Origin of the sequence: Frigoribacterium sp. MEB024 (assembly GCF_000878135.1) — a bacterium.
In the GTDB taxonomy this organism is placed as follows: domain Bacteria; phylum Actinomycetota; class Actinomycetes; order Actinomycetales; family Microbacteriaceae; genus Frigoribacterium.
Genome location: NZ_JXQZ01000020.1, coordinates 16,307 through 35,275, shown reverse-complemented (window position 1 = coordinate 35,275; position 18,969 = coordinate 16,307). Strand labels below are relative to the sequence as shown.

17 protein-coding genes are annotated in these 18,969 nt (G+C 72.4%); 5 read left to right on the top strand and 12 right to left on the bottom strand.

Annotation, left to right across the window (positions count from 1 at the left end; translation table 11 throughout):
- Positions 1–143: 143 nt before the first annotated feature.
- Positions 144–1,916 (top strand): malto-oligosyltrehalose trehalohydrolase, encoded by a 1,773-nt coding sequence (treZ, locus tag SZ60_RS04950; protein ID WP_043594199.1) that lies wholly within the window; start codon positions 144–146, stop codon positions 1,914–1,916.
- Between the two features lie 78 nt (positions 1,917–1,994).
- Here treZ and SZ60_RS04945 read toward each other — a convergent pair whose 3' ends face one another.
- The 8 genes from SZ60_RS04945 to SZ60_RS16340 form a co-directional block, all read right to left on the bottom strand.
- Positions 1,995–2,801: a polyprenol monophosphomannose synthase gene (locus tag SZ60_RS04945; RefSeq protein ID WP_043594197.1), complete on the bottom strand. Its 807-nt coding sequence runs from the start codon at positions 2,799–2,801 to the stop codon at positions 1,995–1,997.
- Positions 2,802–2,991: 190 nt separating this feature from the next.
- Positions 2,992–3,675 carry a class F sortase gene (locus SZ60_RS04940; protein WP_052505168.1) on the bottom strand — a complete coding sequence of 228 codons (684 nt, stop codon included), beginning with the start codon at positions 3,673–3,675 and terminating at the stop codon, positions 2,992–2,994.
- Complete coding sequence (locus SZ60_RS04935; protein WP_043594195.1) at positions 3,672–4,847, bottom strand: glycosyl hydrolase family 8; 1,176 nt, start codon at positions 4,845–4,847, stop codon at positions 3,672–3,674. The genes SZ60_RS04940 and SZ60_RS04935 overlap by 4 nt, the downstream gene beginning before the upstream one ends.
- A 133-nt stretch (positions 4,848–4,980) precedes the next feature.
- Positions 4,981–5,847 carry a DUF4397 domain-containing protein gene (locus SZ60_RS04930; RefSeq protein WP_052505167.1) on the bottom strand — a complete coding sequence of 289 codons (867 nt, stop codon included), beginning with the start codon at positions 5,845–5,847 and terminating at the stop codon, positions 4,981–4,983.
- Positions 5,848–5,945: 98 nt separating this feature from the next.
- Positions 5,946–7,952 (bottom strand): glycosyltransferase family 39 protein, encoded by a 2,007-nt coding sequence (locus SZ60_RS04925; protein ID WP_052505166.1) that lies wholly within the window; start codon positions 7,950–7,952, stop codon positions 5,946–5,948.
- Positions 7,949–9,439 carry a glycosyltransferase gene (locus SZ60_RS04920; RefSeq protein WP_231567053.1) on the bottom strand — a complete coding sequence of 497 codons (1,491 nt, stop codon included), beginning with the start codon at positions 9,437–9,439 and terminating at the stop codon, positions 7,949–7,951. The genes SZ60_RS04925 and SZ60_RS04920 overlap by 4 nt, the downstream gene beginning before the upstream one ends.
- A 15-nt stretch (positions 9,440–9,454) precedes the next feature.
- Positions 9,455–10,066: a GtrA family protein gene (locus tag SZ60_RS04915; protein ID WP_082059883.1), complete on the bottom strand. Its 612-nt coding sequence runs from the start codon at positions 10,064–10,066 to the stop codon at positions 9,455–9,457.
- A gap of 85 nt (positions 10,067–10,151) precedes the next feature.
- Positions 10,152–11,603, bottom strand: a complete 1,452-nt coding sequence (locus SZ60_RS16340) for a glycosyltransferase (RefSeq protein ID WP_052505165.1) — start codon at positions 11,601–11,603, stop codon at positions 10,152–10,154.
- Positions 11,604–11,785: 182 nt separating this feature from the next.
- Here SZ60_RS16340 and SZ60_RS04905 point away from each other — a divergent pair, with 182 nt between their 5' ends.
- Both SZ60_RS04905 and SZ60_RS04900 read left to right on the top strand, forming a co-directional pair.
- Positions 11,786–12,790, top strand: coding sequence for an aldo/keto reductase family protein (locus tag SZ60_RS04905; protein ID WP_043594192.1), 1,005 nt, complete (start codon positions 11,786–11,788; stop codon positions 12,788–12,790).
- A gap of 165 nt (positions 12,791–12,955) precedes the next feature.
- The gene (locus SZ60_RS04900; RefSeq protein ID WP_043594190.1) at positions 12,956–13,507 is read left to right on the top strand and encodes a YceI family protein; all 552 of its coding nucleotides are present in this window, start codon (positions 12,956–12,958) and stop codon (positions 13,505–13,507) included.
- Positions 13,508–13,561: 54 nt separating this feature from the next.
- Here the strand turns inward: SZ60_RS04900 and yidC are convergent, their stop codons facing one another.
- Together yidC and SZ60_RS04890 are read right to left on the bottom strand one after the other, a co-directional pair.
- A complete protein-coding gene (gene yidC / locus SZ60_RS04895; RefSeq protein ID WP_043594188.1) occupies positions 13,562–14,305 on the bottom strand; it encodes a membrane protein insertase YidC in 744 nt (247 codons plus the stop codon).
- A gap of 94 nt (positions 14,306–14,399) precedes the next feature.
- Positions 14,400–14,696, bottom strand: a complete 297-nt coding sequence (locus SZ60_RS04890) for a DUF6412 domain-containing protein (RefSeq protein WP_052505164.1) — start codon at positions 14,694–14,696, stop codon at positions 14,400–14,402.
- Positions 14,697–14,807: 111 nt separating this feature from the next.
- On the opposite strand from SZ60_RS04890, the gene SZ60_RS04885 reads away from it, so the two are divergent.
- On the top strand, positions 14,808–15,365 hold the full coding sequence (locus SZ60_RS04885; protein ID WP_043594186.1) for a TIGR03086 family metal-binding protein: 558 nt from the start codon (positions 14,808–14,810) through the stop codon (positions 15,363–15,365).
- An 87-nt stretch (positions 15,366–15,452) separates the two neighbouring features.
- Positions 15,453–17,147, top strand: coding sequence for a long-chain-fatty-acid--CoA ligase (locus SZ60_RS04880; protein WP_043594185.1), 1,695 nt, complete (start codon positions 15,453–15,455; stop codon positions 17,145–17,147).
- 78 nt (positions 17,148–17,225) lie between these two features.
- Here the strand turns inward: SZ60_RS04880 and lepB are convergent, their stop codons facing one another.
- Both lepB and SZ60_RS04870 read right to left on the bottom strand, forming a co-directional pair.
- Positions 17,226–17,867: a signal peptidase I gene (gene lepB, locus SZ60_RS04875; protein ID WP_043594183.1), complete on the bottom strand. Its 642-nt coding sequence runs from the start codon at positions 17,865–17,867 to the stop codon at positions 17,226–17,228.
- Between the two features lie 110 nt (positions 17,868–17,977).
- On the bottom strand, positions 17,978–18,895 hold the full coding sequence (locus tag SZ60_RS04870; protein ID WP_043594181.1) for an oxygenase MpaB family protein: 918 nt from the start codon (positions 18,893–18,895) through the stop codon (positions 17,978–17,980).
- Positions 18,896–18,969: the final 74 nt, after the last annotated feature.

Genomic DNA, 18,969 nt, shown 5'->3' with positions numbered 1-18,969 from the left:
CGGGTCGCGCCGCGTCGCGCCCGACTACCGTCGCCCCCGGGCGACACGTCACGACATGCCGCTCACCTCTGGTGGTGAGCGGCATGTCGTGCCTTCTCGACCTCCCCTCCCCTCCCCCGACCCTTCCGAACCCGAGGAGACCGATGAGCGTCTACGACGTCTGGGCCCCGAAAGCGACCACCGTGCACCTGCACCTCGACGGCGATCTGCTGCCGCTGACGGCCGAGGCCGACACCGGCTGGTGGCGCGCCCCCGCCGACCTCGACCGGGGCCCGGGCCACCGCTACGGCTTCGTGCTCGACGGCGGCGACTCCCCCGAGGGCGGGACGCCGATGCCCGACCCGCGGTCGCGTCGCCAACCCGACGGCGTGCACGGCCTGAGCGAGACCTACGACCCGGGTGCCTTCTCCTGGACGGACGACGCGTGGACCGGCCGCCAGCTGGCCGGCTCGGTCGTCTACGAGCTGCACGTCGGCACCTTCACGCCCGGGGGCACGCTCGACTCGGCGATCGAGAAGCTGCCGTACCTCGTCGACCTCGGCGTCGACCTGGTGGAACTGCTGCCGGTCAACGGCGTCAACGGCCGCTGGAACTGGGGCTACGACGGCGTCGACTGGTTCACGGTGACCGACAACTACGGCGGCCCCGAGGCGTACCAGCGCTTCGTCGACGCCGCGCACGCGGCCGGCCTCGGCGTCGTGCAGGACGTCGTCTACAACCACCTCGGCCCCTCGGGCAACTACCTGCCGCTGTTCGGGCCGTACCTGTCGAGCAAGCACGCCAACACCTGGGGCGACAACGTCAACCTCGACGACGACGGAGCCCACGAGGTGCGCGAGTTCATCCTCGACAACACGGCGATGTGGCTCGACGACTACCACGTCGACGGTCTGCGCCTCGACGCCGTGCACGCCCTCAAGGACGACAGCGAGGTCCACCTGCTGCAGGAGCTCGCCGAGCGGACCGCAGCCCTCAGCAGCCATCTGCGCCGACCGCTCTCGCTGATCGCCGAGAGCGACCTGAACGACCCGCGCCTGGTCACCCCGCGCGACGGCGGTGGCTTCGGCCCCGACCACCGCCAGGGCTACGGCCTCGACGCCCAGTGGAGCGACGACTTCCACCACGCGGTGCACGTCGCGCTGACCGGCGAGACGACGGGTTACTACGCCGACTTCGAGCCGCTCGGCGCCCTCGCGAAGGTGCTGACCAAGGGCTTCTTCCACGACGGCACCTGGTCGTCGTTCCGCGAGGCGACGCACGGGCACCCGGTCGACACCGAGCACATGCCGACCTGGCGCCTCGTCGTGGCCAACCAGAACCACGACCAGATCGGCAACCGGGCGATCGGCGACCGCCTGGCGGCGACCCTCGACGACGGGCAGCTGATCATCGCCGCGACGCTGACCCTGGCCGGCCCCTACACGCCGATGCTCTTCATGGGCGAGGAGTGGGGCGCCTCGACCCCGTGGCAGTTCTTCACCTCGCACCCCGAACACGACCTCGGCGAGGCGACGGCGAAGGGCCGCATCGAGGAGTTCGCGAAGATGGGCTGGGACGAGTCGTCCGTGCCCGACCCACAGGAGCCCTCGACCTTCGAGGACAGCAAGCTCGACTGGTCCGAACTCGAGACCGGCCGCCACGCGGTGCTGCTCGACGCGTACCGCCGCCTCGGTGCCCTGCGCCGCAGCGAGCCCGCGCTCACCGACCCCCGCTTCGGCGAGACCGGCGTCGAGTACGACGGCGACGCCCGCTGGCTCGTGCTGACCCGTGGCGACCTGAAGATCGCGGTCAACTTCGCCGACCAGGAGGCACGGGTCGCGGTGAGCGCCGAGACCGTCCTGTTCGCCAGCGACGGGTCGATCGTCCCGGGTGCGAGCCTGCTGCTCCCGGCGCACTCGGTCGCGATCGTCCGCTGACCCCGGCGCGGACCAGGCGGTCACGAACGACGGGCGCCCGGGGCTGACCACCCCGGGCGCCCGCGTGTCGCGTCGCGGCTAGCGCGTCGACACGCCGCCGCGCACGGGTCCGACCCGGTGCGAGGTGGCGCGGACGCTCGGCAGCCGACGGTGTCGCACGACCAGCTCGACGACGGCGCGGGACCGTCGCCGCAGACCCCAGAGGGTCACCTTGGTCAGCGACTCCCGGACGATCGAACCGCTCATCTTCGAGGCACCGTGGATGCGCTCGGTGAACGTGATCGGAGTCTCGACGACCCGCAGACCCGCCTGGAGCGCGCGCCACAGCAGGTCGACCTGGAAGCAGTAGCCGCGCGACTCGACCCGGTCGAGGTCGATCCGGCGCAGCGCCGACGAGCGGAACACCCGATACCCTCCGGTCGTGTCGGCCACGCGGATGCCCAGGGCACCCCGGGTGTACCAGCTGCCGCCGCGGCTGAGCAGCTCGCGACGCAGCGGCCAGTTCTCGACGGCGCCGCCGGGCACCCAGCGCGAACCGAGCACGAGGTCGTTCTCGCGCAGCAGCTCGAGCATGCCGGGCAGGTACTCGGGGTGGTGCGAACCGTCGGCGTCCATCTCGACGAGGGCGTCGTACCCGCGCTCGAGCCCCCAGGCGAAGCCGGCGAGGTAGGCGGCACCGAGGCCGGCCTTCTCGGTGCGGTGCATCACGTGCACGCGGGGGTCGCGGTCGGCGTAGGCGTCGGCCAGCTCGCCGGTGCCGTCGGGCGAGCCGTCGTCGACGACGAGCACGTCGACCGAGGCACCGGAGGCGAGGGTGCGCCCCACGATCCAGTCGAGGTTCTCGCGCTCGTTGAAGGTCGGGATGATGACGAGGGCGTCGTTCATGGTGGGTCCTTTCCCGTCGGGTGGGAGTCGGAGGTGTCGGGTGTCGGGTGTCGGGTGTCGGGTGCCCGGGGCTCAGGAGGCGCGGCGCCGGCCGACCGGGTGGCCTACGGTCACGAGGTCACGAGGTCACGAGGTCACGAGGTCACGAAGTCACGAGGTCACGAGGTCACGAGGTCACGAGGTCACGAGGTCACGAGGTCACGAGGTCGGCGAACACGATGAGGTTGTCCACGTAGTGACCGGTGGACCGGTCGAACGTGCCGTCGCAGGTGATGAGCCGGAGGCCGGGGGTCGGACTGGCCCCGTAGACGTCGCTCGTCGGGAACGTCGCCTTCGGGGTGCGCTCGCTGCCCGTGACGCGGAAGGTCTCGACCGAGCCGGTCGAGAGCGTCACCTGCACCTCGTCGCCGGGCACGAGCTTCGCGAGGTCGACGAACACCGCGGGGGCGTCACCCGAGTCGACGTGTCCGGCGATCACGGCCGGTCCGACCGCGCCGGGCACGACGCCGTCCTGGTACCACCCGGCCGACAGCCACTCCTTCGGCGGGTCGAGCTCGCCCTGGGCGCCGAGGCCGAGGTCTTCGAGGCCGGAGTCGACCCCGATCGAGGGGATCTTCAGGCGGACCGGCGTCGCGTCGGCCGGGGGCGGGGTGTACGACGGGGCCGCCGGGTCCTGGAAGGCGCCGGCCGCTCCGCTCGCCGCATCCGGCGTCGCACCGGTGGTGGCGGAGGCCGTGGCGACGGAGCCGGGTGCGTCCGCGTCGGACCGGGCGGCGACGGCGGCCACCGTCACGCCGCCGGCCACGAGCACGACGGCGGCGGCCGCGGCGAGGACCGCCGCGCGGTGACCGGCGACGAAGGTCGAGAGGCTCATCCGGCCACCGCCAGGGGGGAGCAGGCGCCGAGGCTCGTGCCCTCGAGCTGCAGGGCGGCGAGAGCCGCCCAGGCGCTGCCGTAGTAGGTCGGAGTCGACTGTGACAGCGAGTCGGCGGTCCGCAGGTCGGCCGTCGCCCGGTCGTGCTGACCGTCGCTGGCCTCGGCGGCCGCGCGGGCGGCGTAGGCGAGCGGGCTCTGGTCCGAACCGACCGACTGCCCGCCGAGGTCGAGCTGCATGGGCAGCTCGTCGTAGCGCTGCAGCACGGAGGCCATCGACGCCGAGAGCGCCACGTCCTCGGGCTGGCACGACTCGGCGTAGCGCAGGGCGAGCCGACCGGCGTCGTAGCTGTACTGCACGGTGCCCGACGACCCGTCGGCGCTCGGCAGCGGGACCGTCGTGCCGTCCTGCCGCACCTGGGCCCAGTCGCTCGGGAGGGCCGTCGAGGCGAGGATGTTCGTGGTCACGGCTCGCGAGCCGGTCTCGAGCTCGGCCCATCGGGGGTCGCCGCTGGCCTCGCCGAGCTGCGCGAAGGTGGCGGGCGACGCGTACGAGGGGTTGTACGACCACGGGCCGGAGCCCATCGCCCACGGTCCGGGCAAGAGGATGCGGCCGACGTCGGTCGAGACCGTCATCTCGTCGAGCACGTCGGTGCCGAGGTCGACGCCCGCGGTGGTGAGGTCGGGTCGGTCGAAGGTCGAACCGGCGAGCACCAGGGCCCGGGCGGCGTCCACGTCGGCGTCGCTGGCGGGCATGTCGTCGACGACCGCGCCGTCCTTCCACTGCCAGGCGAGCAGCCCGTCGGGTCGGACGAGTTCGTCCTCCGTCCAGCGCCAGATGGCGTCGAACCGCTTCTCGTCGCCCACGGCGACCGCGACGAGCAGCCCGTAGGCCTGCCCCTCGCTGACGGTGTCGTCGCCCTGGTCGCGCCGGACGACGCGGCCGTCGTCGTCGACGTAGTCCGCGAGGAAGTCCTCGCCGATCTCGGTGGCCGTCCGGGGCTGGGGGGTCGCGGTGCCCGCGCCGGGGGTGCCGGTCGCGCCCGCGCCGCCGCCTGCCTGGTCCGTCGACGGGCCGCCGGCCCCTCCGACGACGAGGGAGGCGATGCCGGCGGTGATGGCGAGGGCCACCACGACGGCCGCTGCGAGCAGCGCCTTCGTCTTCTTCGTCATGTCGTCCTCTTCTCCTGCCCGGTGGTGCCGGGCGTCGGTCGTGCGGTGGGGCGGGGAGCCGGGGAGGCGCGGTGCGGTGTGTCGCTCACCGCGCCTCCTCGTCCTGCCGGGCCGTGCTCGCCGTGCCGGGTCGTCAGACCCCGAACCAGCCGAGCACGGTGGCCCACAGGCCCTTCGACTCGCTCTTCTGCGGGTGCTCGGCGAGGTAGCCGCCACCGGTCTGGACGCCACCGACGGGCGCCTGCGCCGTGGCCGCACTGTCGACGACCGGGACGACGGTCAGACCGCCGGTCGAGTTGTCGAGCACGAACAGCGTGTTGATGCTGCCCGCCGCGAGGTCGACGTCGCTCGTGCCGGTCACCTTCTTGCCGGTCAGGTCGAGGGTCCAGGGGCCGGCCGCGACCTGCGCGTAGCCGCTGGCGCTGCCGAAGGGCGCGTCCTCGGCGATGGTGGTGCCGGTGCTGGTCGCGACGGTGACGGTCTTGCTGACGTTCGCGGCCTGCACCAGGCGGACCTTGGCCTGGCCGTCGGCCGGGGCCGTGAGGTCGTCCTTGAAGACCTGGGTCTTGAGGGCGTCGTTCGGACCGTAGGCGACGGCCGTGATCGGCTGGCCGCTGTCGACCGTGATGTTGGCCGTGATGACGGGTTTCGCGCTGGTGGGGGCGTCGGCTGCGGTCATCGCGACCACGTACGTGCCGGCGGCCAGCGCCTGGTACGGGCTGACCTGACCGTAGGTGACGTCGTCGAGGTCCATGACGACCTGCCCGCCCTTGAGCGAGGTCAGCGTGACGTCGACGGCCTTCGTGTCGGGCGAGAGATGGCCGACGCGCACCCACCCGTCGCCGTCGGCGGCGTGGGCGGGCGACGTGCCCACGAGGGCGCCGGCGAGGGCGACCCCGGTGGCGGCGGTGAGGGCGAGCACCGTCAGGAGACGGCGGCGCCGGGTCGGGACGGCGGTGACGGCGGCGGGGGCGCCGGTGGTGCGTGAGAGGGAAGCCACGGGGGCTGGTCCTTTCCGGTCGGGTGTCCCACCCGGGACGGGTGGGACGCGGTGAGGAGGTGCCGGTGCCCGCCCGAGGACGGGCACCGGCGTGGCGATCAGTTCGAGAGGACGCCGGTCGGGGCGACGGCCGAGAAGGTGACGCGCAGTCCGTCATCCGAGGGGACGACCGACGCGGGGACGTAGACGCTGCCCAGGCCCTCGAGCGTCGTCCGCACCTCGTCGACCGACTGGCCGCCCTGCGGGGTGACGTCGAACTGCCGGAACAGGGCGTCCTGTTCGCCGGGAAGGGCCTCGGGATCGGCGACCGAGATCGGACCCAGGGTGGCGAGTTGGCCGAGCACGATGATGGCGCGCGGGTCGACGCGGCCGTCCGAGAGCGCGGTCGACAGCGTCGACGAGATCTGCAGGTTCGGGTTCTGGGCCAGCTCGGCACCGGCCTGCGCGCGGGCCGACGCGGCGTCGTCCGCCTCGGTCTGCGCCTGTGCGGCGCCCTGGCTGTCGATCTGCCGGACGTTGACCTGCTGGTCGCCGTCGCCGAACGAGGCGATGACGGTCGAGTTCGCGAGGGCCTCGCGGATCTCGGGTGAGGTGGGGCCCGAGGTGCGGACCGACTCGGTCTCGAACAGGTAGTCCGAGTCGCGCCAGCCGTTCGGCGACTGCGCCTGGACGGCACCGTCGGTGTCGATCTTGTAGAACCAGATCACGTTGTCGCGGGCGAAGCCGGCCTTGACCAGGTCGACCCACACGGCGTCGTCCACCAGCAGGCGGCTGTCCTTCGGCACGTTGGTCTCGACCCAGCTCTCGGCGTTGCGCATGGGCGCGTCGAGGTCGCTGTCCAGGAAGCCGCGCAGCTGCACGGCCCAGAGCGGGACGATCGCCACGACGGCCGCGAGGGTCAGGGCGAGCCAGGCGACCGAGCCGGTGCGGGACGCCGCGGTCGAGAGCGCGCCGGCCCGGCGGGCACGGAACGCCCGGACCGCGTGGTCGGTGACGGCCGCGACGAGCAGCGCCGCGAACGGCAGCAGCATGATCACGTAGGGCACCGGCAGGTAGCCGCCGGGGCGGAACATGAAGGCGATCAGGAACACCATCATCACGCCGAGCGGACGCAGCTTCTTGACGAAGACCGCGACGACCGAGGCCAGCGTGCCGAGCACGATGAGCACCTGGTCGAGCTGCCACCACTGCGACACGGTCGCGAAGAACAGGCTGCCGGTGTCGAACACCGAACCGCTGGCCTCACGGGTCGCGAGCTGGAACTGGATGCCCTCGAGCAGGCTCACCCGGCCGGCGCCGGGCAGCAGTTCGCCCTTGACGGCGGCGAGCGCGACGTAGCCGAGGCCGACGAGCACGAGCAGGCTGCCCGCGATCGACAACGTGTAGCGACGGGTCGACTTGTCGGCGCCGCGCCACATCATCCAGGCCAGGAACGGCAGCGCCAGCAGGTAGGTCTCCTTCGAGAGCACCGCGATGCCGAACGACAGGGACGCCGCGGCGAAGCCGGCGAGCTGGTACCGCTTGCTCAGGGCGAAGACGAACGCGGCGAGCAGCCACGGGGTGGCGACGTTGTCGAGGTAGACCGTGCGGTGGAACTGCAGGGCCAGCGGCGAGACGGCGAACACGAGGCCCGCCACGGCGGCCGCGGGACGGCTGAGGCCGAGCTTGCGGCCGAGCAGCCAGACGAGGGCGACCGAGACGACCGTGAAGAACAGCATGGCTTCCCGCGCGGCGAGCACGGCGACGTCGTAGCGCGAGAAGGCACCGGTCACGGCCGTGTAGGCCGAGATCTGCAGCCAGCCGACGGGCGGGTGGTCGTACCAGTAGGTGTAGTGGGTGATCTCGCCGAGGTTCTGGATCGCCCAGGCCTGGGCGGCGTAGGTGCCCTCGTCGTCGATGCGCTGCGGTGAGCCGTCCATGTTGAACGCCATGACGACGGCGGCGATCGCGAGGACGGGCAACAGCCAGGCGAGGCTCGCGCCGTGCCGACGCAACCACGAGGCGGGCTCGGAGCGCCGCGGGTCCTTGGTGGGGACCACGGGAGTGCCCGGGCCGTTCGACACGGTGGTGTCGGCGGCGCGGGGGCGGTTCAGCGTGCTGGTCATCGGTCACCTCCGGTCATGGCCAGGGCGGGCTCCGGCTGGGAGGCGCGGGGCGCCTCCTGCGGTTCGGTCGCGACCTCGTCGCGGTGGGCTCCGGTGTGCTCGGTCTTCTCCCACGCGTTGAGGCCCTTCAACTGGCGGAAGACCGCCCGGACCGCGGCCAGCGCGAGGAAGATCTGGTAGGGCAGCAGTCCCCAGACGAGACGGAAGTAGTCCCGGGCGCGGACCTTCTGCCCGTAGACGCGGCCGAACTCGCGCAGGCCGGTGAACTCGACGGCCAGCAGCACGAGCGTCGGTGCCAGGGGCACGAACGAGACGAGCGCGATGGCGGTCGGCACCTTGGTGGTCAGGATCAGGATGATCGAGACCGGGATCAGCAGACCGGTGGCGGCCTGGATGAACGGCATGGTCAGCAGGTAGCGGGCCATCAGGCGCTGGCGCAGACGGGGCAGCTTCTTCCACTCGCCCTTGCCGTAGACCTGCATGAAGCCCTGGTTCCAGCGGGTGCGCTGCTTGAGCAGCGAGACGAAGGTGCCGGGGGTCTCCTCCCGGGTGACGACCTCGGGGCTGTAGGCCACGACGACCTTGGCACCGGCGCTCGAGAGGCGGACCCCGAGCTCGCAGTCCTCGGCGAGGCACTCGGCGTCCCAGCCCTCGGACCAGTCGAGCCAGTCCTTGCGCACGAAGACGGTGTTGCCGCCGAGCGGGATGAACTTCTCCTTGGCGTGGAAGTGCAGGCGCGACCGGAACCAGAAGTAGTACTCGAGCACGTTGCGGAGGCTCCACCAGCTGCTCTGGAAGTTCATCAGCTGGACGCCGCCCTGCACCACGTCGGCGTCGGTCTCGGTGAACCGCGAGTCGACGAGCGTCAGGAGGCGAGGGTGCACCTCGTCCTCGGCGTCGAACACGCCGACGATCTCGCCGCGCGACGACTGCAGCGCCAGGTTCAACGCCTTGGGCTTGTTCTTCGGCACGCTCGAGTCGACGACCACGCGGATCAGCTCGGGGTGGCGGGCCGCGGCCTCACGGGCGACCCGCTCGGTGCCGGGGTCGTCGTGGCCCACGATGGCGATGATCTCGAAGTCGGGGTGGTCCTGCTGGGCGAGACGGTCGAGGGTCTGGCCCATGACCTCCTCCTCGTGCCGGCCGGGCACGAGCAGCGTGAACGAGTGGGCGGCCTCGAGCGGGTTCTCGCTGAACTGGCTGTCGTCGAGGTTGTCCTTCGACCGCCAGGCGTGCAGCATCCACCAGAGGGTCGACACGGCGACCGCGGTCAGCAGGATGGTGACGACGATCAGGGACGAGTAGCCGATCCACTCGAGCGGCGACCAGTCGGGCAACTGGAAGCCGATCATCGACTCGGTGGCACCGGTCGAGCCACGGTTCGGGACGAACTGCGACGGGTCGGCGGGGGCTTGCGGGGTGAGCAGCGGGGCGGGTTCGCCCGCTGCGAGACGTGATGTCGGGATCTGGGTCGGGTCAGTCGACACAGGATCACTCTCCAGTCAGTGGGTCGGGTGCAGGTGGGGCTGCGCGGTGTTCTGTCGGGTGGGGTCGTCGGTCGGCCCGGGGCCGATGACGGTGGCGAGCGCGGTCGAGGCGTCGGGGGTGTCGACCGTGGTGGGGACCGCGGACGAGCCGCGGAAGACGACGTGGCGATAGGCCACGTACCGGAAGGCCGTCCCGAGCACGAGGCCGACGCCGTTGGCCGCGACGTTGTCGGCGAGCTGACTCGTGAAGCCCAGCAGGTAGTGCGACACGAACAGGCAGGCCGAGGCGATGAGCAGGCCGCCCACGTTGACGAGGCCGAAGGTGACGGCCTCGCGGACGACGGCCTGGTTGCGGCCCTCCCGGAAGGTGAGGTAGCGGTTGCCGAGCCAGGCGACGGCCGTCGCGACGATCACCGAGATGACCTTGGCGCCGATCGGCTTGTCGTCGAGGACGGTCGAACGGAGCAGGTTGTACATGCCGACGTCGACGACGAAGGCGATCCCGCCCACGGCGCCGAACGTCGCGAGCTCCTTCACCCGGGCGACGAGGCGCAGGGGTGGCGTCGGGTTCGTCGTGGCGGCACGGTCGGGACGTGCCCCCTGGACGGGGGACTCTGGTTCGGGCATGACACCGGTTCGGGGGACGTCGCCGGATCGGTTTGGTCGGGGTACGCAGATCTGGGCCAACTGCCAGACAGGCGACATCTGCCGTTCATCCGGTGGCGGGTTCGTCGACCCCGACGGGTCGTCCGGCGCGGATCGGGTCGCTCGACGCGGACGGACCCTCGGTCCTCGACCGCACGGTCGCGAGCTCCGCCCCGACCGCCGCCGCGACGGCGACGAGGGTGACCAGCCGGTCGGGCACCGAACCGACGACGACCAGGAGGCGCTCCCGACCCGTCGCCCGGCGCCCCTGTTCCGCGGCCGCCTCCGTCGCGCCCCCGACGTCCAGGAGCTGCGAGAGCAGCCAGGGCAGCACCGGCACCGCCGCGAGTGCGATCACGAGGCCGGGGGCACCGACGAGGACCGTCGACACGAGCGCCGCGGCCGTCACGATGGTGACGCCGGCGTCCAGCAGTGGCTCGGTGAGCACACCGAGGGCACGGCGCCGTGCCCCCGGCCGGAGCCGACGCCAGTCCCCGTGGCCGAGCACCTGCAGGCACCCCCGGACCCAGGACGACCGGGCGCGGGCCAGGTCGCGCAGCCCGCCCGGCGAACGCTCGACGGTGGTCGTCTCGGGTGAGGTCGCGATGACGACGCGAGCCCCGGCCACCGTCATGCGGACGCCGAGGTCCAGGCCCGCCTCGGCACAGCTCGCATCCCAGCCGCCCGACCAGGCGAGCCACGAGTGGCGGACGAAGAGCGTGCCGTCCGACAGCGGCACGAAGCCGGCCCGGCCGTGGGAGCGGACCACCGACCGGGACCACCACCACCGGTCGAGGGCCGTTCGGGGCGCCCACCAGGGAGCCGCCTCGAGTGCCGGCCGTCTCGCGTGCTGGACGGCGTCGGCGTCCGTGCGGGTCAGGACCGAGTCGACGAGGGCGAAGAGCCGCGGGTGGGGACGGTCGCCCGCCGCGAAGATCCCGACCACGCCGTCGCCTACCTCGGCGACCTCGGCGAGCGCGTCGACGAGCGACGCGGCGACCGCGGACGGACGCCCGGCGGAGGACCCGGCTCGGACGACCCGGACGCGACCGGGGTGACGCCGCACGGCGGAGGTCGCGACGTCGAGCGTCAGCGTGTCGACCGGGTCCACGGCGACGAGGACGCGCACGTCGGGGTGCTGCTGCCTCGCCAGCAGGTCGAGGGTGACGGCCAGGCCGGCCGGACCACGCGCCGGCACCAGCGCGGTGAAGACGTGAGCCGGGGGCAGCACCGGGCCGTCGAGGTCGCGGTGGCCCAGCTCCTCCTGCTCGCGGACCAGGTGGAGCCTGTGCACGATGCGACGGATCGAGACCAGCAGGACCAGGGCGACGAGCACGGCGAGGAGCAGGAAGCCGGCCCACTGCAGGCTCGACCAGTCGGCCCACGGCAGGGCGGCCGCGGCGTTCTCCACCGGGCCGGTGGGCAGGCCGTCACGGTTCGGGGCGAACGGCGTGGGCGTCGCGGGCAGCGTCGGGGTGAGGACGGGGCCGGGCGCCGCGAGGGGCGGTGCGGAGGTCACGGTGGTGCTCCAGTCGGGTCGGGTCAGCAGGAGCCTCGGACGCCCGCCCCGGGTGGGACCGCGGTGTCCGACGGATCGTGTCCCCCAGGTGGGGGACACGATCTGATGAATCGTCACTGTACGCCTTCCGAGTCGGCCGCACACCCCTTCGCCCCGTCCGTCGCGACGCGTAGCGTGGGGTCATGGAATTCAGACACCTCGGCGACAGCGGACTCAAGATCTCGGAGATCACCTACGGCAACTGGCTGACGCACGCGTCCCAGGTCGAGAACGACGTGGCGACGCAGTGCGTCCGCGCGGCCCTCGATGCCGGCATCTCGACCTTCGACACCGCGGACGCCTACGCGAACACCGCGGCCGAACAGGTCCTCGGCGACGCCCTCAAGGGCGAGCGTCGCGAGAGCCTCGAGATCTTCACGAAGGTCTACTGGCCCACCGGCCCCCGCGGGCACAACGACGTCGGCCTCAGCCGCAAGCACGTGCTCGAGTCGATCGACGGGTCGCTCCGCCGCCTCGGCACGGACTACGTCGACCTCTACCAGGCCCACCGCTACGACCACGAGACCCCGCTCGAAGAGACCATGCAGGCCTTCGCCGACGTGGTCCGAGCCGGCAAGGCGCTCTACATCGGCGTCAGCGAGTGGACCGCCGAGCAGATCCGCGCGGGCCACGAGCTCGCCGTGAAGCACGGCGTGCAGCTGATCTCGAACCAGCCGCAGTACTCGATGCTCTGGCGCGTCATCGAGTCCGACGTCGTGCCGGCGAGCAAGCAGCACGGCCTCGGCCAGATCGTCTGGTCGCCCGTCGCCCAGGGCGTCCTGACCGGCAAGTACAAGCCGGGCGCCGAGCTGCCCGCGGGCAGCCGCGCGACGGACGACAAGGGAGGCGCGGACACGATCAAGCGCTTCCTCACCGACGAGGTGCTCACCGGTGTCGCGAAGCTCGAGCCGATCGCCGCCGACCTCGGCCTCTCGATGGCCCAGCTGGCCATCGCGTGGGTGCTGCAGAACGACAACGTGGCGTCCGCGATCATCGGGGCCTCGCGCCCCGAGCAGGTCGCCGACAACGTCAAGGCGGCGGGTGTGGTGCTTCCCGCCGACGTCATGGCCCGCATCGACGAGGCGCTCGGCGACCTCGCCGAGAAGGACCCCGCCAAGACGGTCTCGCCCGAGCGTCGCCCGGCCTGACCCGCCCGACCCGAGGCCGGCCCGACCCGGGCCGGCCCGTCGGTCACCCCCTCGACATCTTCCGGACACCCCGGGAATGTTGTCCGGCTGGATGCGCTTGCATATACTCGTACCAGCTTCGATGACACGTCATCGACCTCGACCTCACAGATTCAGGAGAACACCATGACCATCACCGCAGAGAAGATCCCCGCCGGCACCTGGAGCCTCGACCCCACGCACAGCGAGGTCTCGTTCAGCGTCCGCCACCTGGCCATCAGCAAGGTCAAGGGCTCGTTCGAGTCCTTCGACGCCTCGCTCGTCACGGCCGAGGACCACACCGCCTCGAAGGTCACCGCCTCGATCGACGTGGCTTCGGTCAACACCAACCAGAAGGACCGCGACGGTCACCTGCAGACCGGCGACTTCTTCCTCGCCGAAGAGCACCCCAAGATGACCTTCGTGTCGACCAGCATCGAGGAGAAGGGCGACGACGCGTTCCTCGTGCACGGCGACCTCACCCTCCGCGGCGTCACCAAGCCCGTCACCCTGAAGAGCGAGTTCGGCGGCCTCGTCGTCGACGGCTACGGCCAGACCAAGCTCGGCTTCTCGGCGACCACCAAGATCGACCGCACCGAGTTCGGCGTCACCTGGAACGCCGCCCTCGAGGCCGGCGGCTTCACGCTCGGCAACGACGTCACCGTCACGCTCGAGATCCAGTTCACGCTCGCCGCGTAGGCAGCAGCACACCGAAGGGCCCGCTCTCGCACGGCGAGGGCGGGCCCTTCCGCGTCACCGGGCGAGCACCCGGCGCAGCACCGCGCGCTCCCCCAGCGTCCAGGCCGCGCTCGTCACGAGGTAGAGAGCGGCGGCGAGCGGCGCGAACGCCGCGAACAGCACGCTGACGAACGGCAACCACCGCAGCACGGCCGCCGTGCCGGGGAGCGTCTCCTGCCCGGGCCCCGCCGTCGCGACGGTCGCCGGTCCGGTGAAACGCAGCGTGGCGCGCCGGCTCAGCTCGACGACGATCGCGAGCAGCACGAGCAGCACCAGATAGGGCCAGACCGCGGCGAACCCGGTCCCGAGCGTGACGACGAGGTTCGCCCCGAGCGCCGCACCGCCGAGCGTGTGCGTCAACAGGGTGTTGGCGTGACCGGCGATCTCGGCATGCGCGAACAGCGAGTAGACGGCCGTGAGCACGGGGGCCTGCGCGAGCGTCGGCAGGCAGCCGGCCAGCGGCGACACCTTCTCGGAGGCGTACAGCGCCATCAGCGCCTTGCTCCGGGCCTCGGGGTCGGTGATCCGGCGGGTGAGGTCGGCGATCGCCGGGGCGAGTCGACGGCGGGCGATCTCGGCGCGCACCTGGGACACACCCACCGGCACGAGCACGAGGCGGACGAGCAGCGTGAACAGCACGACGCCGAGGGCGGCGGCGGACGCCCCGGCGACCGGTTCGACGAGCACGCCGAGGGTGGTGACGAGCGACTGCAGACCGCCGAGGACGACGGCGATCGGGGGAAAGGTGGACAGGTCCATGAGGACTCCTCGGTCAGAGAGACGGTGGGTGTCTTCTGGCCGCCGAGGGTCGTCGGATCGACGCGACGTCGGATCGACGCGGGCGCGGGTGCGCTCAGGCGGCCGGAACGGCCCGCCCGGGAGCCCGGGACCGCACGTGCCCGCGGGCGTCGGGGTCGCGTCGCCAGACGAGGAGGCGCGTGCCGGCTTCTTCACGGAGCGTCACCTCGGGCACCGCCCCCGCCAGCCCGCAGAGCGTGAGCACGACCCGGGCCACGCCGAGCGCGACCACCGCGGTGGCGGCGCCGAGCAGGCCGACGAGCACGACCGCGGACAGCGGCGCCCCGCCGGACGAGAGCACGGCCTCGACGAACGCCGCGAGGGGCGCCAGCATCGAGAGGCCGAGGGTCATGCCGACGACCCTAGCCGACGGTCCTACCATCGGGGCAGTGCTCTCGGGAACACCGCGCCGTCCCGGGCGGTTGACGCCGAGAGCCACCGCCCCACCCCGAGAGGACTCCCGATGACCGTCGACTGGATCACCCTGCAGAAGACCGCCCACGACGAGTTCGCCCGCCGCGTCGAGGCCGTGGCCGACTGGGACGCCCCGACGCCCGACACCGAGTGGAAGGTGCGCGACCTCGTGCGACACGTCACGCGCGAGCAGCAGTGGGTGCCGCTCCTGCTCGAGGGCGGCGACCCCGCCGAGGCCGAGAACTCGATCGAGCCGCTCGGCGACGACCTCGTCGAGGCCTGGCACCGGTGGTCGAGCGCGGCCACCGCCGCCTGGAGCGAGGCCGACCCCCACGCCGAGGTGCGGCTGAGCGCCGACGTCGTGCCCGTGCACGAGTACCTCGCCGAGCAGGTCGCCGACGTCACGATCCACACCTGGGACCTCGCCCGCGCCGTGGGCACCGACGAGGAACTCGACGACGCGCTGGTCGAGGCCGTCTGGGGCGTGTTCGCACCGCAGAAGGACGCCCTCGAGGCCTCGGGCCTGTTCGCTTCGCCGGTACCGGTCGACGACGACGCCCCGCTGCGCATCCGCCTGCTCGCCCTCACCGGGCGCGACGCCCGCTGAGGCGGCGCGGGCCCGACCGGGGGCGTCCTCGGCGAGGCGACCCGCGCCTCCCGGGGGTTCATCACCCGGCCCTGCCAAGGTGGTGGCATGACCGCCCCGTTCGACCGCCCATGGCTGCACAGCTACGCCCCCGACGTCCCCGACGACATCGAGCCCGTGACGGGCAGCCTCGTCGACCTCATCGACGACGCCGTATCGACGTACCGGCACAAACCGGCCCTCGAGTTCTTCGGCCGTGAGACCAGCTACCGCGACCTCGGCGACCAGGTCGCGCGCGCGGCCGAGGGCCTCAGGAGGCTCGGCGTGGGTCGCGGCGACCGGGTCGCGTTGATCCTGCCGAACAGCCCGCAGCACGTGGTGGCGTTCTACGCCGTGCTGCGCCTGGGCGCCGTCGTGGTCGAGCACAACCCGCTCTACACCGACCGCGAGCTGCGGCACCTCTTCGAGGACCACGGCGCCACGATCGCCGTCGCGTGGGACAAGCTGGTCGACCGGCTGCGCGCCCTGCCCGCCGACATCGGCTTCTCGACCGTCGTCTCGGTCGACGTGACGAAGGGCATGCCGCTCGGCACGCGCCTCGCCCTCAAGCTGCCGGTGCCCGCCGCCAAGAAGAGCCGGGCGGCCCTGACCGACGGGGCCGAGGGCGACGTCACCTGGCAGGGCCTGCTGGCGAACCGTCCGCTTCGGAAGAAGCACCCCCGCCCCGACGTCGACGACATCGCCCTGCTGCAGTACACCAGCGGCACCACGGGGTCGCCGAAGGGCGCGATCCTGACGCACCGCAACCTCCGCAGCAACGCCGCGCAGGGCCGCGCCTGGGTGCCCGGCCTGGTCGACGGCGACGAGACGGTCTACGGCGTGCTGCCGTTCTTCCACGCCTACGGCCTCACGCTCTGCCTCACCTTCGCGATGAGCATCGGGGCACGCCTCGTCCTGTTCCCGAAGTTCGACGTCGACCTCGTGCTCAAGGCCGCGAAGAAGCACCCGCCGACCTTCCTGCCGGCCGTTCCCCCGATCTACCAGCGTCTGGCCGACGCGGCCCGCGAGCGCGGCGTCGACCTGTCGTCGGCTCGCTTCGCCATCTCGGGCGCCATGAACCTGCCGACCGCGGTCGTCCAGGCCTGGGAGGGCGTCACGGGCGGCATGCTCGTCGAGGGCTTCGGCCTGACCGAGACCTCGCCCGTCGCGCTCGGCAACCCGATCGGACCGACCCGCCGCGTCGGCACCGTCGGCGTGCCGTTCCCGTCGACCGAGGCGATGGTCGTCGACCGTGACGACCCCGACCCGAGCCGTCCGGTCGTGGCCGGGGCCGCGGGTGAACTGCTGCTGCGCGGGCCGCAGGTCTTCCGCGGTTACTGGAACCGCCCCGACGAGACCGCCGAGGCGTTCCTCGAGGGCGGTTGGTTCCGCACCGGCGACATCGTGACCATGAGTGCCGACGGGTACGTCACGATCGTCGACCGCATCAAGGAGCTCATCGTCACGGGCGGCTTCAACGTCGCCCCCTCCGAGGTCGAGGAGGCCGTGCGCAACGCGCCCGGCGTGGCCGAGGTCGCCGTGGTCGGCCTGCCCCGGTCGGGCGGCGGCGAGGACGTCGTGGCGGCCGTCGTGCTCGAGCCCGGCGCCTCGTTCGACGCCGAGGCCATCCGCGACGCCTCACGCGGCCAACTGGCGGCCTACAAGGTGCCGCGCCGGGTCGTGCAGCTCGACGAGTTGCCGAAGTCGCTGATCGGCAAGGTGCTCCGGCGCGAGGTGCGCGACCGGCTCATCGCCGCGGGCTGAGCGCCGAGGCAGGGTGGCGGGCGGGTCACGGCCGGCCGGACCGGCCGGCCGGGATGTCGGCAGGCCCGGTCGCCGAGATCAGAGCCGCTGCCACCGGTCCGTCGGCCAGCTGATCACGAAGACCCGCCCGATCACGTCGTCGACGGGCACGAAGCCCGCGTAGGGCCCGGTCTGGTGGGCGCGCGAGTCCGCCGAGCGATCGCGGTTGTCGCCGAGCACCCAGAGCGCCCCCTCGGGCACGGTCACGTCGAAGTCGGTGGCCGAGGCCCGGGGGCCGCCGTCGGCGAGCGTGAGGTACGGCTCGTCCAGGGGCCGGCCGTTGACGAGCACGTGGCCGTCCGCGTCGCAACAGCTGACGTGGTCCCCCGGCAGCCCGATGACGCGCTTGACGAGATCCTGCCCGGCGTCGTCACCGTAGCCGAGCCACCCGCCCGGGTCCTCGAAGACGACGATGTCGCCCCGGTGCAGCGGCATCACGCGGGGGGCGAGTTCGTTCACCATGATGCGGTCGCCGATCATGAGCGTCTGCTCCATCGACCCCGACGGGATCGAGAAGCTGCGCACGAGGAACGTCCTGACGCCCCACGACAGCACCAGCCCGACCAGCACGATGGCCAGCAACTCGAGCAGCCACCGTCCCGTCGGGCCCCGCCGAGTCGAGGAGGCGCGGGTCGCCCCGGCCTCGTCGGTCGCGTCGGCGAGGGGGCTGGTGTCGGTCACCGGCTCATCCTGTCAGCGGACGCCCGGCCCCGCCCTCCCCGGTCAGGGGGCCGTCCGGTCGCGGGCGCACGGCTTCGGGCGGACGATCGCGCTGCGCGTCAGGCGCCGCGTCAGGCCGCCGTCCACCCGATGCGGTCGAGACGCGCGAGGGCGTGTTCCTCGGCGACGGGTCGCTTGCCGAGCACTCCCCCGACGCCGGCGAGCATGGCCTGGGCCGGTGCCCGGGTCGGCAGGTCGATCGGCCCGACGTGCGGCGCGCGCAGCCCGAGCAGCTCGCGGAAACGCGGCTGCAGCGTGCCGACCGCACCGTTGAAGAGCACGGGGTAGCCGACCTTCAGTGCGGGGAAGAGCGGCGGCCGCTTGATGAACTTCACGACGTCGTCGGTCCGGGCCGTCCGTTCGAGCACGCCCCGACGGTCGAAGTCCATCAGCTGCTGCTGCATCTCGGCGACGCTGCGCGGCGGGTTCGGCACGCCCATCAGCTCGCCGGCCGTGGCCCACTCGCGGACGTAGGCATCGGGCCCACCCGGGACCGGCTCGCGACCCCATTCGAGGTAGGCGGCGAGGAACGAGTCGGCGAAGGCCATGTGCACCCAGCTGAGCAGGTCGGGGTCGTTGGCGGCGTAGTCGTGGGTGACGCCGTTCCGGTCGTCGTACGTGCCGACGACCTTCGTGTGCAGGCGTGACACCCAGTTCGACGCGTGCGTCGCGGCCTCGCGGCTCCCGTACGAGACCGTGTAGATCCAGCGGATGGTCCCGGCCAGGCGACCGAGCGGGTCCTCGCGGAAGCGCGAGTGGTCGTGCACGCCGGCGAGCGCTCCCGGGTGAAGCGCCTGGACGAGCAGGGCCCGCACGCCGGCCGGGATGGTCGACATGGCGCCGTGCACGGCCCACACCGCCGAGCCCGGCAGGAAGAACCCCTCGTCGTCGCCCTTCTCGAGGTCGGTGACCCACTCGGGCGTGCCCGTGTACTGCCCGTTGAAGGTGTACTGCAGGCGGGCGCGGAGCGGTTCGGTCAGTGCGGGCATGCCTCGATCATGCGCCGCGGTGGCTGGACGCTCGCGGCGGACGTCGTTCGCGGTCCCGGCGGACGTGCGCCGCG

Excerpts from the sequence above, each read along its gene's own strand:
- treZ (WP_043594199.1), top strand. The coding sequence starts at position 144 with ATGAGCGTCTACGACGTCTGGGCCCCGAAAGCGACCACCGTGCACCTG.
- SZ60_RS04945 (WP_043594197.1), bottom strand. The coding sequence starts at position 2,801 with ATGAACGACGCCCTCGTCATCATCCCGACCTTCAACGAGCGCGAGAAC.
- SZ60_RS04940 (WP_052505168.1), bottom strand. The coding sequence starts at position 3,675 with ATGAGCCTCTCGACCTTCGTCGCCGGTCACCGCGCGGCGGTCCTCGCC.
- SZ60_RS04935 (WP_043594195.1), bottom strand. The coding sequence starts at position 4,847 with ATGACGAAGAAGACGAAGGCGCTGCTCGCAGCGGCCGTCGTGGTGGCC.
- SZ60_RS04925 (WP_052505166.1), bottom strand. The coding sequence starts at position 7,952 with ATGACCAGCACGCTGAACCGCCCCCGCGCCGCCGACACCACCGTGTCG.
- SZ60_RS04915 (WP_082059883.1), bottom strand. The coding sequence starts at position 10,066 with ATGCCCGAACCAGAGTCCCCCGTCCAGGGGGCACGTCCCGACCGTGCC.
- SZ60_RS04905 (WP_043594192.1), top strand. The coding sequence starts at position 11,786 with ATGGAATTCAGACACCTCGGCGACAGCGGACTCAAGATCTCGGAGATC.
- SZ60_RS04900 (WP_043594190.1), top strand. The coding sequence starts at position 12,956 with ATGACCATCACCGCAGAGAAGATCCCCGCCGGCACCTGGAGCCTCGAC.
- yidC (WP_043594188.1), bottom strand. The coding sequence starts at position 14,305 with ATGGACCTGTCCACCTTTCCCCCGATCGCCGTCGTCCTCGGCGGTCTG.
- SZ60_RS04890 (WP_052505164.1), bottom strand. The coding sequence starts at position 14,696 with ATGACCCTCGGCCTCTCGATGCTGGCGCCCCTCGCGGCGTTCGTCGAG.
- SZ60_RS04885 (WP_043594186.1), top strand. The coding sequence starts at position 14,808 with ATGACCGTCGACTGGATCACCCTGCAGAAGACCGCCCACGACGAGTTC.
- SZ60_RS04880 (WP_043594185.1), top strand. The coding sequence starts at position 15,453 with ATGACCGCCCCGTTCGACCGCCCATGGCTGCACAGCTACGCCCCCGAC.
- SZ60_RS04870 (WP_043594181.1), bottom strand. The coding sequence starts at position 18,895 with ATGCCCGCACTGACCGAACCGCTCCGCGCCCGCCTGCAGTACACCTTC.